Origin of the sequence: Kosakonia sp. YIM B13571 (assembly GCF_042788095.1) — a bacterium.
Taxonomy (GTDB): Bacteria; Pseudomonadota; Gammaproteobacteria; order Enterobacterales; family Enterobacteriaceae; genus Kosakonia; species Kosakonia quasisacchari.
Window position 1 is genome coordinate 132,725 of the sequence record NZ_JBHZPL010000006.1, and the last position, 13,925, is coordinate 146,649.

General features: G+C 53.7%; 15 protein-coding genes. 11 read left to right on the forward strand and 4 right to left on the reverse strand.

The features are described 5' to 3' along the window. The first annotated feature begins 301 nt into the window (after window positions 1-301). Genes ACFX4O_RS15925 through citG form a run of 8 tightly spaced genes read left to right on the forward strand, consistent with a single transcriptional unit; the run spans window position 302 to window position 7,648 of the window. A complete protein-coding gene (locus ACFX4O_RS15925) occupies window positions 302-1,666 on the forward strand; it encodes a 2-hydroxycarboxylate transporter family protein (RefSeq protein WP_131408625.1) in 1,365 nt (454 codons plus the stop codon). A 21-nt stretch (window positions 1,667-1,687) separates the two neighbouring features. Beyond that, a complete protein-coding gene (locus ACFX4O_RS15930; RefSeq protein WP_131408623.1) occupies window positions 1,688-2,551 on the forward strand; it encodes a fumarylacetoacetate hydrolase family protein in 864 nt (287 codons plus the stop codon). Window positions 2,552-2,567: 16 nt separating this feature from the next. After that, complete coding sequence (gene citC / locus ACFX4O_RS15935) at window positions 2,568-3,587, forward strand: [citrate (pro-3S)-lyase] ligase (protein ID WP_380210879.1); 1,020 nt, start codon at window positions 2,568-2,570, stop codon at window positions 3,585-3,587. Between the two features lie 17 nt (window positions 3,588-3,604). Continuing rightward, entirely contained in the window at window positions 3,605-3,898 is a 294-nt protein-coding gene (gene citD, locus ACFX4O_RS15940; protein ID WP_020455183.1) for a citrate lyase acyl carrier protein, read from the forward strand. Next, window positions 3,895-4,770 carry a citrate (pro-3S)-lyase subunit beta gene (gene citE, locus ACFX4O_RS15945; protein ID WP_086873483.1) on the forward strand — a complete coding sequence of 292 codons (876 nt, stop codon included), beginning with the start codon at window positions 3,895-3,897 and terminating at the stop codon, window positions 4,768-4,770. The genes citD and citE overlap by 4 nt, the downstream gene beginning before the upstream one ends. A 10-nt stretch (window positions 4,771-4,780) precedes the next feature. Then, complete coding sequence (gene citF / locus ACFX4O_RS15950) at window positions 4,781-6,307, forward strand: citrate lyase subunit alpha (RefSeq protein ID WP_131408619.1); 1,527 nt, start codon at window positions 4,781-4,783, stop codon at window positions 6,305-6,307. Further along, window positions 6,304-6,843: a citrate lyase holo-[acyl-carrier protein] synthase gene (citX, locus tag ACFX4O_RS15955; protein ID WP_340223335.1), complete on the forward strand. Its 540-nt coding sequence runs from the start codon at window positions 6,304-6,306 to the stop codon at window positions 6,841-6,843. Before citF ends, citX begins: the two co-directional genes overlap by 4 nt. Beyond that, complete coding sequence (gene citG / locus ACFX4O_RS15960; RefSeq protein WP_380210882.1) at window positions 6,821-7,648, forward strand: triphosphoribosyl-dephospho-CoA synthase CitG; 828 nt, start codon at window positions 6,821-6,823, stop codon at window positions 7,646-7,648. The genes citX and citG overlap by 23 nt, the downstream gene beginning before the upstream one ends. A gap of 245 nt (window positions 7,649-7,893) precedes the next feature. Here citG and ACFX4O_RS15965 read toward each other — a convergent pair whose 3' ends face one another. The 4 genes from ACFX4O_RS15965 to mutY form a co-directional block, all read right to left on the reverse strand. Beyond that, entirely contained in the window at window positions 7,894-9,147 is a 1,254-nt protein-coding gene (locus ACFX4O_RS15965) for a nucleoside permease (RefSeq protein WP_380210884.1), read from the reverse strand. A 238-nt stretch (window positions 9,148-9,385) separates the two neighbouring features. Beyond that, the gene (gene mltC, locus ACFX4O_RS15970; protein ID WP_131408612.1) at window positions 9,386-10,468 is read right to left on the reverse strand and encodes a membrane-bound lytic murein transglycosylase MltC; all 1,083 of its coding nucleotides are present in this window, start codon (window positions 10,466-10,468) and stop codon (window positions 9,386-9,388) included. 109 nt (window positions 10,469-10,577) lie between these two features. Continuing rightward, window positions 10,578-10,853, reverse strand: coding sequence for an oxidative damage protection protein (locus ACFX4O_RS15975; RefSeq protein WP_131408610.1), 276 nt, complete (start codon window positions 10,851-10,853; stop codon window positions 10,578-10,580). Between the two features lie 25 nt (window positions 10,854-10,878). Then, entirely contained in the window at window positions 10,879-11,928 is a 1,050-nt protein-coding gene (mutY, locus tag ACFX4O_RS15980) for an A/G-specific adenine glycosylase (protein ID WP_380210886.1), read from the reverse strand. A 142-nt stretch (window positions 11,929-12,070) separates the two neighbouring features. On the opposite strand from mutY, the gene trmB reads away from it, so the two are divergent. Genes trmB through ACFX4O_RS15995 form a run of 3 tightly spaced genes read left to right on the forward strand, consistent with a single transcriptional unit; the run spans window position 12,071 to window position 13,891 of the window. After that, window positions 12,071-12,790 carry a tRNA (guanosine(46)-N7)-methyltransferase TrmB gene (trmB, locus tag ACFX4O_RS15985; protein ID WP_065370088.1) on the forward strand — a complete coding sequence of 240 codons (720 nt, stop codon included), beginning with the start codon at window positions 12,071-12,073 and terminating at the stop codon, window positions 12,788-12,790. After that, window positions 12,790-13,116, forward strand: a complete 327-nt coding sequence (locus ACFX4O_RS15990; RefSeq protein ID WP_086873489.1) for a YggL family protein — start codon at window positions 12,790-12,792, stop codon at window positions 13,114-13,116. Before trmB ends, ACFX4O_RS15990 begins: the two co-directional genes overlap by 1 nt. A gap of 55 nt (window positions 13,117-13,171) precedes the next feature. Next, entirely contained in the window at window positions 13,172-13,891 is a 720-nt protein-coding gene (locus ACFX4O_RS15995; RefSeq protein WP_380210888.1) for a DUF2884 domain-containing protein, read from the forward strand. Window positions 13,892-13,925 lie beyond the last annotated feature (34 nt).

The following is a 13,925-nucleotide window of genomic DNA, read 5'->3' on the forward strand; positions in this document are numbered from 1 at the left end:
TAGCATCTTTTTGCGAACGCGTACGCAGTTTACTGGAAACTTGTGATCCCTTGCACAGCCAGCGCTGACGCGGAAAAACGATCTGTTAAATATTCTTTTTTGGAAATGTTATTAACTTGTATTTCTATTTAAAAAAACCATAAAAACCACGGCAATAATTAAGGCGTAAATCACACAAAATAAAAGAAACCATAAAAACCATAGGCGCCATTAAAACTCCCGTTTTAATATGCTATCCCTCACATAAAGTACGAGTTTAGCCCTTTACTCTACAGTCACAAAATAACCAAGGGGCTTAATTATGAGCACAACTGACGATTCATTTTCTGTTACCTCTGAATCGCTGGCGATTCAAAAAACATCACTTAAGGATAAGTGGTGGCACATTATGGATACGTGGAAAGTTGGGATTATTCCACTGCCATTATTCCTGCTAGCCGGCGCGTTAATTGCTATCGATTGTCTTGGCGGCAAGTTGCCGAGCGATATCGTCGTCATGGTAGCAACGCTGGCGTTCTTCGGCTTTGCCTGCGGTGAGTTCGGTAAACGTCTGCCGATCGTGGGCAAACTGGGCGCAGCGGCGATTTGCGCCACCTTTATTCCTTCGGCAATGGTGTATTACGGTTTGCTGCCGGATGTAGTGGTCGAGTCCACCACCAAGTTCTACAAATCCACCAACATTCTCTATCTCTACATCTGCTGCATCATTGTCGGCAGTATCATGAGCATGAACCGCACCACCCTAATCCAGGGCTTCCTGCGTATTTTCTTCCCGATGCTGTGCGGTGAAATCGTGGGCATGCTGGTAGGGATGGGCGTTGGCCTGGCGCTGGGTATGGAGCCGTTCCAGATCTTCTTCTTTATCATTCTGCCCATCATGGCGGGTGGTGTAGGTGAAGGTGCAATTCCGCTTTCTATCGGTTACGCCACGCTGCTGCATATGGATCAAGGTGTTGCGCTGGGTCGTGTATTACCGATGGTGATGCTGGGCGGTTTGACTGCAATCATTATTTCCGGCTGCCTGAACCAGTTGGGTAAACGCTTCCCGCATCTGACCGGTGAAGGCCAACTGATGCCAAACCGCAGCAACGGTGATGAACAAGCGCCGGCTGCACCCGCGTTTTCCGGTAAAACTGATGTCACCACTATTGCGGCGGGCGCACTGCTGGCAGTGTTGCTGTACATGATCGGGATGCTTGGCCACAAACTGATTGGCCTGCCTGCACCGGTCGGCATGTTGTTTGCTGCCGTGCTGGTTAAGCTGGCGCACGGTGTTTCTCCGCGCCTGCTGGAAGGTTCTCAGGTGGTCTATAAATTCTTCCAGACCTCTGTGACTTACCCAATTCTCTTCGCCGTGGGCGTTGCCATTACGCCGTGGGAAGAGCTGGTTCATGCTTTCACTCTCAATAACCTGCTGGTGATCGTGAGTACCGTTTCCGCGCTGGTTGCCACTGGCTTCTTCGTAGGTAAAAAGATTGGCATGCATCCGATTGATGTCGCCATCGTTTCCTGCTGCCAGAGCGGCCAGGGTGGTACAGGGGATGTTGCCATCCTGACTGCCGGTAACCGTATGAGCCTGATGCCGTTTGCACAGATTGCGACCCGTATTGGCGGTGCGATCAATGTGTCGGTATCGCTGCTGGTTCTTGGCAATTTCCTCGTCTGATTAAGCATTACAGGAACTGATATGAAACTCGCAAGCTTTGTCCATCAGGGGATCCGTAGCTACGGCATCGTTAAGGCTGATGGCGTCATCAATCTGGGCCAGCGCCTGGGCGACCGCTACGGTGATTTGAAATCGTTGCTCGCGGCCGACGCGCTGAGTGAGGCGCAACAGCTGAGCGGTGAAGCGACGGATCTGCGCTTTGACGATCTCAACTTCCTGCCGGTTATTGAAAACCCGGGGAAAATTCTCTGCGTCGGCATGAACTACGCCGAAAAACGCAAAGAGTTCGATCAACATAACCCGGCGCCGACGCTGTTTGTGCGCTTCGCCGATTCGCAAACCGGGCATAATGCGCCGGTGCTGAAACCGCGCCACTCCAGCGAATTCGACTACGAAGGTGAGCTGGCAGTGATCATCGGTAAAGGCGGTGAAAACATCTCTCGTGACGCAGCGTTAAGCCATGTTGCAGGTTACAGCTGCTACATGGATGGCTCCGCGCGTGACTGGCAGCACACCTGGTTCACCGCAGGTAAAAACTGGCGGCAGACCGGCGCGTTTGGCCCATGGATGACCACGGCGGATGAGATCCCTGATCCACATCAGCTCGCCATCCGCACTTGGTTGAATGGTCGTATGGTGCAGGATGACAACACCGCCAGCATGATCCACAAAGTCGCCGAGCTTATCGAGTACATCAGCACCTTTACCAGCCTGACACCGGGCGACGTCATCATCACCGGCTCACCGGGCGGCGTGGGTAAGAAACGCAATCCGCCGCTGTTTATGAAAGCGGGCGATCGCATCGAAGTGGAGATCGAAAATATCGGTCACCTCAGCAATGTGATTATTGATGCGCCAGCCCATGCGCTGACGGCAGCGCACTAAGGACGAAGGCAATACGATGCAAGCACGACCCTCCATCGACTTCCGTGTTGCGGAAGTCAACGGCAATACTCAACGGCTGGCCTCTATCCGCACGTTGCTCGCAGACAGTGGTTTAGGAATGGACAGCGATATCACCACTTTCGTTGAAGCCTGGTCGGGAAACCGGCTGGTGGGTTGTGCAGGTCTTGCCGCCAACGTCATTAAGTGCGTAGCGGTTGAGGAACAGTTGCGTGGTGAAAACCTTAGCGCACGACTGTTAGCCGAAGTAGAGCACCTGGCGCTGGCGCGCGGACATTTTCATCTGTTCCTGTGCACGCGCCCTTGCAATCGGGAGCGTTTCCAGCACAGCGGTTTTTGGCCGGTGGCCCAGAGCGGCAACAACGCAATATTGATGGAAAATACACCGTCTGGCATTCAGCGTTACTGCCGCACTTTGCAGGCGCGCCGCGTTGCCGGAAAGCGCATCGGTGCCATTGTGATGAACGCCAATCCTTTCACGCTTGGCCATCGCCATCTGGTTGAGCAGGCTGCACAGGCCTGCGACTGGTTGCATCTGTTTGTGGTGCGTGAAGACGCCTCGTTCTTTCCTTTCTCCGCTCGGTTGAAAATGGTGAAAGCAGGCGTGGCGCACTTACCAAATGTCACGGTTCACGAAGGCTCTCAGTACATTATTTCCCGCGCTACCTTTCCGGCCTATTTCCTCAAAGAGACCGGCAAAGTGCAGCAGGCGTGGAGCGAAATCGACCTGCTCATCTTCCGAAACCATATTGCCCCGGCGCTGGGTATTACCCACCGCTTTATCGGCAGCGAGCCGTTTTGCGATATCACCCGCCAGTACAACCAGACTATGCATCAGTTGCTGGCAGGTGCGGTCGAGGTGGTGGAAGTTCCGCGCATTAAAGCGACCGGCACCGCCATCTCCGCCTCGGAAGTGCGTCGTTTACTTAAAACACACCAGTTTTCCCGTATTCGGGAAATTGTACCGGATACCACTTTTGCGCACCTTGAGTCTCATTACAGCGCGGAAGTCGCTTAAAAATCAGGAAAATAACTATGAAAATTGTAAGGGAGGCGCTGGCCGGGACGATGGAGTCCAGTGACCTGATGGTGAAAATCGCCCCCGCAGAAGGCGAGCTGGATATTGTTATCCATAGCGAGGTGATGAAGCAGTTCGGCGATCAAATCCGCAAGGTGGTGGATGCCACGCTGCGTGCGATGGAAGTCCGCCAGGGTTTAATCATCATTGAAGACAAAGGCGCACTGGACTGCGTTATCCGTGCCCGTCTGCAAAGCGCTATTCTGCGCGCTGCCGAAGGCACGGAAATCGACTGGGGGAAACTGCTGTGAAAAAACTACGTCGTAGCATGCTGTTCCTGCCAGGCGCTAACGCCGCCATGCTCTCCACTGCCTTTATCTACCGCCCGGATTCGATCATGTTCGACCTGGAAGACGCGGTAGCGCTGCGCGAGAAAGACACCGCGCGCCTGCTGGTGTTCCATGCGCTGCAACACCCGATGTATCAGGATATGGAAACCGTGGTGCGTATTAATCCATTGAACACACCTTTTGGTCTGCCGGATCTGGAAGCGGTGGTTCGCGCCGGTGTTGACGTGGTGCGTTTACCGAAAACGGATACGCCGGAAGATATCTACGAACTGGAACGCCACCTCGAGCGCATCGAACTGGCCTGCGGTCGCGAAGTGGGATCGACTCGCGTAATGGCGGCGATTGAATCGGCGATTGGCGTTATTAATGCCGTCGCGATTGCGCGCAGCTCGCAGCGCTTAATTGGTATCGCGCTGGCCGCGTTTGACTACGTAATGGATATGCAAACCGAACGTGGAGACGGCACTGAGCTGTTCTACGCGCGCTGCGCCGTGCTGCACGCTGCGCGCGCCGCCGGAATTGATGCGTTCGACGTAGTGTGGTCAGACGTAAATGATGAAGCCGGTTTCCTGCGCGAAGTCGATCTTGTGCGCAAAATGGGTTTCAACGGCAAGTCGCTGATCAACCCGCGTCAAATCGATCTGCTGCATAACGCCTATGCACCAACCCAGCAGGAAGTGGATCACGCGAAAGTGGTTATCGAAGCGGCGGAAGAGGGCGAGCGCAACGGCCTGGGCGTGGTTTCGCTGAACGGCAAAATGATTGACGCCCCCATTATTAATCACGCGCAGATGGTGCTGGAACGTGCGGCTGCGTCCGGCGTGCGTCGTTAAGGACAGAACAATGAATCAAACCGAGCTTCTTCACGTTAATTTTCCTCATCTGCGTGATTTAAAACCCTTTGATAGCGCTCACGCGGCGACACCGTGGCTGGCGGATATCAACACCAAACACACGCGTAAACTCTGCGCTACGCTGGAAGACGCGATTGCCCGTAGCGGTCTGAAAGACGGCATGACCATCTCTTTCCACCACGCATTTCGCGAAGGCGATCGTGTTATTAACAACGTTGTGGCAATGCTGGCGCGGCTGGGTTTTAAAAACCTGACGCTGGCTTCCAGTTCGCTGATGACCTGCAACGATGCGCTGATCGAGCATATTCAGAACGGTGTGATTTCGCGTATTTACACTTCCGGGATGCGCGGCAAGCTGGCGGATGCTATCTCTCACGGATTGATGGCGGAACCGGTTCAAATTCACTCCCACGGTGGCCGCGTGAAGCTGTTGCAGGATGGCGAGCTGAATATTGATGTCGCTTTTCTTGGCGTGCCGTGCAGCGACGAATTCGGCAACGCCAACGGCACACAGGGGAAATCCTGCTGTGGCTCGCTGGGTTACGCGATGGTTGATGCGCAGTTTGCTAAAAAAGTAGTGTTGCTGACCGAAGAACTGGTGCCATTCCCGAACATGCCAGCGAGTCTTGGTCAGGATCAGGTGGATCTGATTGTGCAGGTGGAGAGCGTGGGCGATCCGGCGAAAATCAGCGTCGGCGCGGCACGCGTCACCAGCAATCCGCGAGAGCTAATGATCGCCCGTTATGCCGCGGATGTGATCGAGCACTCCGGTTATTTTAAAGAGGGCTTTTCCATGCAGACCGGCTCCGGCGCAGCAGCGACCGCGGCGACGCGTTTCATGGAAGAAAAAATGGAGCGCCACGGCGTAAAAGCCCGCTTCGCACTAGGCGGCATCACCGGTAGCCTGGTGGATCTGCATGAGAAAGGGTTGATTGAAAAACTGCTGGATACGCAGTGTTTCGATGGCGAAGCGGCGGCTTCGCTGCACCGTAACCCAAACCATGTCGAGATCTCCACCAACGTTTATGCTAATCCGGGCGGTAAAGCTGCAAGTTGCGATCAACTGGATGTGGTGATCCTCAGCGCGCTGGAGATCGATGTCGACTTCAACGTTAACGTCATCACCGGTTCTGATGGCGTGATGCGTGGCGCATCCGGCGGCCACTGTGATGTCGCGGCAGCGGCGAACCTGACCATCGTCGTGGCGCCATTACTGCGTAGCCGCATTCCTACCGTCGTGAAGCGCGTCACTACGTTGCTGACACCAGGGGAAAGTATCGACGTGCTGGTCACCGATCACGGCATCGCTGTTAACCCGGCGCGCCCGGATATTCGCGAGCGTTTGCTGGCAGCAGGCCTGAAAATCGTCGACATCGAAGCGCTTTACCAGCGTGCGATTTCACTGACCGGCGAACCGAAACCGATCGCATTCACTGACCGCATTGTTGGCGTGATCCGCTATCGCGATGGCAGCGTGATTGACGTTGTTCGCCAGGTTAAAGAGGACAATCTATGACCACACTGACGCCCGTGAGAGCGGGCGTCAGCCTCGAAGCGCTGCTGGCGGCGAAAGATAGCCGCGCGGCGCGTCAGGCTGACTGGCTCACTCACTATCAACAACCGGTTATTTCGCTGACGCTGGTTACCCCCGGCGCGGTAAAAGACAGTATTCGCTACCGCAATACCATGGGTGTGGCACTCCAGGCCTGCGACCAGTTGCTGTGGCAAAACCACTGGCGCGTGCTGGACCGACAGGTGTTGTGGCTGCCAACCGGTGCGGAAGCGCTGTGGTGCGTGGAGCATCCGGCGGTGGAAATCAAAGCGCAATGCGTAGAGATGGAACAGACTCATCCGCTTGGCAGACTGTGGGATTTCGATGTGTTCTGCCCGAAAGAGGGGCAGGTTGGGCGACATTCGCTGGATTTAAATACCCGCCGCTGCCTGGTATGTGATGAGCCTGCGCACGGTTGTGCGCGTTCACGTCGCCATTCGGTAGAAGATGTGGTGGCTCGCGTGGAGAGGTTAATCGATGGCTGGTTTGCTCGCGACTAAATCCGTCATAGCGGACGTGCCTGAACTTGCGGCGCAGGCGCTGCGCCTTGAGCTGGATTTAACCCCCAAACCGGGGCTGGTGGACAGAGCGAATAACGGCTCGCACCAGGATATGGATCATGCGCTGTTCTTAAAGAGTATTGCGGCGATTACGCCGTGGTTCACGGTGTTTGCCGGGGCGGGAAAAGCCCATGCGCGGAAACCGGCCAGTGAACAGCTACGGCTGCTGCGTCCGATGGGCATTGCCTGTGAACAAGCGATGTTCACGGCGACAGAGGGCGTGAACACACATAAGGGCGGCATTTTTTCTCTTGGCCTGCTCTGTTTCGCCGCCGGACGTTTGCAAGGACAAGGGCGCATGGTTAGCGCTGACGCGCTTTGCCAGCAGGTGAGTGAAATCTGCTGTGGATTAGTGGCACGTGAACTGGCTGATCGCCCACAGGCTATAACGGCGGGTGAAAAACAGTTTCGCCAGTATGGGCTGACGGGCGCGCGCGGTGAAGCAGAGCAGGGGTTTATCACCGTGCGTCGCGCGGTGTTGCCGTTCTGGCACCAGGAGCACGGGGAGCGGCGGTTACATAATGCGTTGCTGCGCCTGATGGCCGCGAACCGCGACAGCAATCTGGTATCACGCGGCGGTATTGAAGGACTGCACTACGTCCAGGATTATGCGGCGAGATTGTTGGTATCTGGTTGGGATAGCGACGCGCTGCGCGAAATGGATGATGCGTTAATGGCGCGCCGTTTAAGCCCCGGCGGTAGTGCGGATCTGCTGGCGGTAGCCTGGGTTCTTGCCGGGCTGTAAAACGTCCATAAAAAATCATCTGTATAGCAGAGGGTATTGATTGCGACTCAGCGGCGCGCATTAAAAGCCTTACTAAAAAATCTTTGCCTGTTCTGAACGATGTAAATCCAAAGACAATAAAGCCAAAGCCAGTTGCTGACCACCGCCCCAGAAAGTGGTGTTCAAATGGCCATAAAAAACCCGGCATTCAGGCCGGGTTTTATTTTTTCATCTTTGAACCGCCTCCAGAGAGGCGGTGATGGGGCTTAGGCTTTCTGCGCTACGCCTGCCGGTTCGCGCACGTGTTTATATTTAAACAGCATCACGAAGGCGAAGGCCAGCACTAGTGAGTAACTGGCGAAAATCAGCCACACGGTTTTCCAGTCGGTGATGCCCGCAGTGGTGTAGATCTCAACCACTTTGCCGCTCACCATTCCGCCGAGGATACAGCCGAAACCGTTGGTCATCATCAGCAACATTCCCTGCGCGCTGGCGCGGATAGCCGGATTCACCTCTTTTTCCACGAATACCGAACCGGAAATGTTGAAGAAGTCGAATGCGCAACCGTAGACGATCATCGACAGAACCAGCAGCACCGTACCGAACGGCGTCGGGTCGCCATAGGCAAACAGACCAAAACGCAGTACCCAGGCAATGATACTGATCATCATCACGTTCTTGATGCCGTAACGGCTCATAAAGAACGGGATAGCCAGAATAAACGCGGTTTCGGAAATCTGCGAAATCGACATCATCACCGAAGCATGCGTGACGATGAAACTATTGGCGAATAACGGGTTCGCGTCGAAGCTGTGCAGGAAAGTGTTGCCGAACATATTGGTGATCTGCAGCTCGGCACCCAGCAGCATCGAGAAGATAAAGAAGATCGCCATGCGTTTGTTTTTAAACAGCGCGAAAGCATTCAGGCCCAGCATCTCCACCCAGGTCTGTTTCTCTTTGTTTTTAGCAACCGGCATATGCGGCAGCGTCAGAGAGAACAGGCTCAGTACCAGCGACAGCGCCGCACCAATGTAGAGTTGCATATGGCTCAGTTCGAAACCGGAGAAGCTCACCGCCCACATCGCCAGGATGAAGCCAATAGTGCCCCAGATACGAATCGGTGGGAAATCGGTCACGATATCGTGGCCAGCAGATTTCAGGCGGAAGTAGGAAATGGTGTTCACCAGGCCCAGCGTTGGCATGTAGGCCAGCGAGTTAAGCAGGATGATGACAAACATTGCGCCAGGCGTGGTAACGCCTGCGGCGATAAACAGCGTAATCGCCCCAACCAGATGACACAGCGCATACACCCATTTTGCGCTGAGCCATTTGTCCGCAACGATACCGAGCAGCGTTGGCATCAGCAGTGATGCAATACCCAGCGAGCTATATACCGCGCCAATTTCCGCGCCCTGGAATTTAAGGGTAACGAACATATAAGAGCCAAGCGTAGTCAGCCAGCTTCCCCACAGGCAGAACTGCAGAAAGATGATGACTTTCAGCTGCAGCTTAAGATTCATGCTAATTTCCTCACAAAGGAGAGTGATAGATGTTGGAATGGGCACAATTGCGTTTGTTATGTGTCAGGATTCTACCATCTACGGGGTGGCGAATTTGTTATGCCCGACATAAAAATGCAAACTTCCTCTGATTACATTTTTATATGGTGACGTATCTCACAATTTTGCGCAACCGTTTGCATCACTCACATGAATACCTTATGCCTCTTTCGTCGGTACAGACGAAAGAGGCACCAGATTAGTTGCGACGATAGGTTTTCTGCGCAGCGTTAACTTTGTAGAGATAGCGGCGGGATTCCGCCGAGGGGTGACGCGTGGTCAGAGTTTGATATACATCTCCTGGCGTCATGGTATTGATAATATTCGCCGCCTGCACTTTATCGGCGGAAAAGACGCGTAACACGCTGCCAGCACCGCCGTTGTAAGCGGTAATGACCGCATAGCGTCGTGATGTTGGGTTATTAATACCGGAGAGATAAACGTTATTCAACATCGCCAGATAGGCGGTGCCGGTATCAATGTTGCTTTGTGGATCAAACAGATAACTGCGATCGGGCGTACCAGATTTCCCCTGCGCGCGGAACACATCTTTACCGGCGCTGTGCTGCACTACCTGCATTAAGCCCAGCGCATCGGAGCGGCTAACGGCGTACGGGTTAAAGGAGGATTCGGTTTGCATAATCGCCAGAATCAGCGACTCTTCAACGCCATATTTATGCGACGCTTTACGCACCATACCGACGTATTTATGCGCGCGTTTATCCAGATGGTTTGGCACCAGGTTAATGGTCACGCTGTAGATCATGCGTAAACCATTGCTGCGACTTTTCAGCCGCGTTTGCAGCAAATAGTCAGCAAACTGCGCTGCGCGCCATTGCCAGCGAATGGCTTCGCCGTTGTTATCCAGCACCTGGCCATACAGGAACGGCTCTTTCGAGATCTGAATATCGTCAACATCGGAGTAAAGATCGATAGAACCCGGATCGTCGCCCATCAACAGGGTTTTGATAATCGCCTGGCGCAAATGCGCCGCAGGATCGGTGCCGGAGATCGTCTCGACGGTGATCGTCCCCTCATCGAAGTTGATGTGGCTGCGGGTTTGGTACTGGTCGGTGTATTTAACGTAGTCCTTTGGGCCTGCGATCAGAACTTCGTTAAACCCCCATAAATTCTCAATATTATGGGCGAATTGACCCATCAGGATGTCAAAACCGTTGGTGTCTTTAATCCAGGCTTCGTTGTAATCGTCGCCCGTTTTATTCGAACTGGAACAAGAAATCAGCAACGGCGCAATAATCGCTAGCGCTAAATATTTTTTCATCATTCCGGGATGCAATTGTGTTGGTGTGTTAGCGCCGGTGTCCTCTGCGCACTGGCAATGCCTTCCCATGCATTCGCGGCACTACCAGTGATTGCGCGTGAACAGCGGCTTATTTTTTTTCTTGCGGCGTATAGCCTTCAATGTGCACGTCTTTGCCTTCAAACAGGAAATTCACCATTTCCTCTTCCAGCAACTTGCGATGCTCGACGTTCATCATGTTGAGTTTTTTCTCGTTGATCAGCATGGTTTGCTTATGCTGCCACTGCTTCCAGGCCTCTTTCGAGATCTCATTGTAAATGCGTTTTCCGAGATCGCCCGGATAGAGCTGGAAGTCTTGCCCTTCTGCTTCGTGTTGCAGGAAGGTACAAAAAATAGTTCTGCTCATAAAATAATCCTCTTTGCTTGCGCGCCTAACGGACTTCGGCGCGTAATTGCTGTATCAGGCGTTCCACGGGAGCCGCCAGACCGACGGATGGCGGTTGCGCTAAGTTATACCAAAGACCTGCGCTCTCATCCATGCAAGACGAGAACGAGGACACACCAAGCCACATAGGCACAATATCCAGATGGAAATGGCTAAATGTATGGCGAAACGCCACAAGTTGGCTGAGATTATCGGCGCTAATCTTCCTCTGCGCCAGCCAGGCTCGCAGGCTGGCCTCATCGCTGAATTGCGGGAAGCAGAATAACCCGCCCCACAGCCCGCTTGGTGGTCGCTGCTCAAGGTACACTTCACCTTCATGCTGCATCAGCAGAAGATAACCGGTCCGTTCGGGCAGCGTCTGTTTCGGTTTTTTACCCGGATATTGTGCCCATGTGTTCGCCGCGTAGGCTTCACAACCCGTTTGCAGCGGGCAGAGCTCGCATTTCGGTTTCGAGCGGGTGCAAACCATCGCGCCCAGATCCATCATCGCCTGGTTAAAACGCTCGACGCCCTGAGCGGGGGTGACCTCTGTGCTGATCTCCCACAAACGCTTTTCCACCTCTTTTTTACCCGGCCAACCGTCAACCGCATAGCAGCGCGCCAGCACGCGTTTCACGTTGCCATCGAGAATAGGAAAATGCTTGCCCAGTGATAAAGAGAGGATTGCGCCCGCGGTCGAGCGGCCGACACCCGGCAACGCAGCGACCTCTTCGAACGTTTCCGGGAAACGACCTGCGTGCTGGTTTGCTACCTGTTGTGCGGCTTTATGTAAGTTGCGGGCTCGAGCGTAATAGCCCAGCCCGGTCCATAGATGCAGGACTTCATCCAGCGGTGCGTTCGCCAGATCGGTAACCGTTGGAAAACGCGCCATAAACCGCTGGAAGTAGGGGATGACGGTTGCCACTTGCGTTTGTTGCAACATCACTTCCGATAGCCATACTTTGTAAGGCGTTTTTTCAATTTGCCAGGGCAGGGTTTTTCGCCCGTATTTGTCGTACCAGCCCAGCACCTGGGCTGAAAATTGAGACGCTTGCATGGTCACCAGAATCACGTAATCAGGGGCGAAGATTGCAGCACAGAGGCGATGAGCTGTAAACCGGAACTTTCCGGTGCTTGCATCGGGCGATGAACTTTGGATAATGCCCGTTTCCTGAACACTCTCACAAGCAGATCATTTTATGAATAACGACGTCATTTCACCGGAATTTGATGAAAACGGCCGCCCGTTGCGCCGCATTCGCAGCTTTGTCCGTCGCCAGGGCCGCCTGACGAAAGGGCAGCAACACGCGCTGGATAATTACTGGCCGGTGATGGGCGTTGAGTTCACTGAACAGCCGCTTGATTTCACTGCACTGTTTGGCCGCACGTCACCGGTTACCCTGGAGATTGGTTTTGGCATGGGCGCGTCGCTGGTTGAAATGGCGAAGATGCGCCCGGAGCAGAATTTCCTCGGCATTGAAGTTCACTCGCCGGGCGTTGGCGCTTGCCTCTCCTCCGCACATGAAGAGGGTGTCGAAAACCTGCGCGTAATGTGCCACGACGCGGTGGAAGTGTTGCACAAGATGATTCCTGACAATTCTTTGAACATGGTGCAGCTCTTTTTCCCTGACCCATGGCATAAAGCACGTCATAATAAACGCCGCATCGTTCAGGTACCCTTTGCTGAACTGGTGAAAAGCAAGCTCAAGCTGGGCGGCGTGTTTCATATGGCGACAGACTGGGAAGCCTACGCGCAGCATATGCTGGAAGTGATGACGTCCATCGACGGTTACAAAAACCTGTCGGCGACAAACGACTTTGTGCCGCGTCCAGAGTCGCGCCCGGTAACCAAATTTGAACAGCGTGGCCATCGTCTTGGCCACGGCGTATGGGACTTAATGTTCGAGAGGGTGAAATAATGGCAACAAACCGCAGCCGTCGTTTGCGTAAAAAAATGCACATCGATGAATTTCAGGAACTGGGTTTTTCTGTTGCATGGCGCTTCCCGGAAGGCACCAGCGAAGAGCAGATTGATAAAACGGTTGATGACTTTATTCAGGAAGTGATTGAGCCGAATAAGCTGGCGTTTGACGGTAGCGGTTATCTGGCGTGGGATGGTCTGATTTGCCTGCAAGAGATTGGCAAATGTACTGAAGAGCATCAGGCTATCGTGCGCAAATGGCTTGAAGAACACCAGGTGACTGAGGTGCGCGTTAGCGAACTTTTCGACGTTTGGTGGGACTAACTAAAGCATAAGGGGCCAGCATTTGCTGGCCCGTTTTGTCTCTACAGGAGTATTTATGATGCGCAAAACGCTACTGGCGGCGGCTCTTACGCTCACAGCATTCGCGGCTCAGGCCGACTATCAATGTAGCGTCACGCCGCGTGACGATGTGATCATCAGCCCGCAAATCGTGCAGGTTAAAGGGGAGAACGGCAATCTGGTTATCACACCGGATGGCAATGTGATGTTCAACGGCAAACAACCGACACTTAGCGCCGCGCAGCGCGAACAGGCAAAAGATTACCAGGCAGAACTGCGCAGCGCACTGCCATGGATTGACGATGGTGCGCGTAGTCGTGTTGAGAAAAACCGCATCGCGCTGGATAAAATCATCGTTAAAGAGGTAGGTGAAAGCAGCAGCATGCGTAATCGCCTGACCAAGCTTGATGCACAATTAAAAGAGCAGATGAATCGCATTATTGAGCATCGTAGCGATGGCCTGACCTTCCACTATAAAGCGATTGAGCAAGTCCGCGCGGACGGCCAGCAACTGGTGAATCAGGCGATGGGCGGCATTCTGCAGGACAGCATTAATGAAATGGGTGCGAAAGCGGTGCTGAAAAGCGGTGGTAACCCATTACAAAACGTCTTAGGTAGCCTTGGCGGTTTACAGACCTCTATCCAAAACGAGTGGAAAAACCAGGAAGCGGATTTCCAGCAGTTCGGTAAAGATGTCTGTAAGCGTGTAGTGACGCTGGAAGAGAGCCGTAAGGCATTAACCTCAGGACTTAAGTAACCGCAATCAGCAGCCTTCTGTATACGAAGGCTGT

Bases quoted from the DNA above. Each gene is read 5' to 3' on its own strand.
- citG (WP_380210882.1), top strand. From the start codon at position 6,821: ATGGCTGGTTTGCTCGCGACTAAATCCGTCATAGCGGACGTGCCTGAA.
- trmB (WP_065370088.1), top strand. From the start codon at position 12,071: ATGAATAACGACGTCATTTCACCGGAATTTGATGAAAACGGCCGCCCG.
- citF (WP_131408619.1), top strand. From the start codon at position 4,781: ATGAATCAAACCGAGCTTCTTCACGTTAATTTTCCTCATCTGCGTGAT.
- mutY (WP_380210886.1), bottom strand. From the start codon at position 11,928: ATGCAAGCGTCTCAATTTTCAGCCCAGGTGCTGGGCTGGTACGACAAA.
- ACFX4O_RS15990 (WP_086873489.1), top strand. From the start codon at position 12,790: ATGGCAACAAACCGCAGCCGTCGTTTGCGTAAAAAAATGCACATCGAT.
- ACFX4O_RS15975 (WP_131408610.1), bottom strand. From the start codon at position 10,853: ATGAGCAGAACTATTTTTTGTACCTTCCTGCAACACGAAGCAGAAGGG.
- ACFX4O_RS15965 (WP_380210884.1), bottom strand. From the start codon at position 9,147: ATGAATCTTAAGCTGCAGCTGAAAGTCATCATCTTTCTGCAGTTCTGC.
- citC (WP_380210879.1), top strand. From the start codon at position 2,568: ATGCAAGCACGACCCTCCATCGACTTCCGTGTTGCGGAAGTCAACGGC.
- ACFX4O_RS15925 (WP_131408625.1), top strand. From the start codon at position 302: ATGAGCACAACTGACGATTCATTTTCTGTTACCTCTGAATCGCTGGCG.
- ACFX4O_RS15995 (WP_380210888.1), top strand. From the start codon at position 13,172: ATGATGCGCAAAACGCTACTGGCGGCGGCTCTTACGCTCACAGCATTC.
- mltC (WP_131408612.1), bottom strand. From the start codon at position 10,468: ATGAAAAAATATTTAGCGCTAGCGATTATTGCGCCGTTGCTGATTTCT.
- citX (WP_340223335.1), top strand. From the start codon at position 6,304: ATGACCACACTGACGCCCGTGAGAGCGGGCGTCAGCCTCGAAGCGCTG.
- ACFX4O_RS15930 (WP_131408623.1), top strand. From the start codon at position 1,688: ATGAAACTCGCAAGCTTTGTCCATCAGGGGATCCGTAGCTACGGCATC.
- citD (WP_020455183.1), top strand. From the start codon at position 3,605: ATGAAAATTGTAAGGGAGGCGCTGGCCGGGACGATGGAGTCCAGTGAC.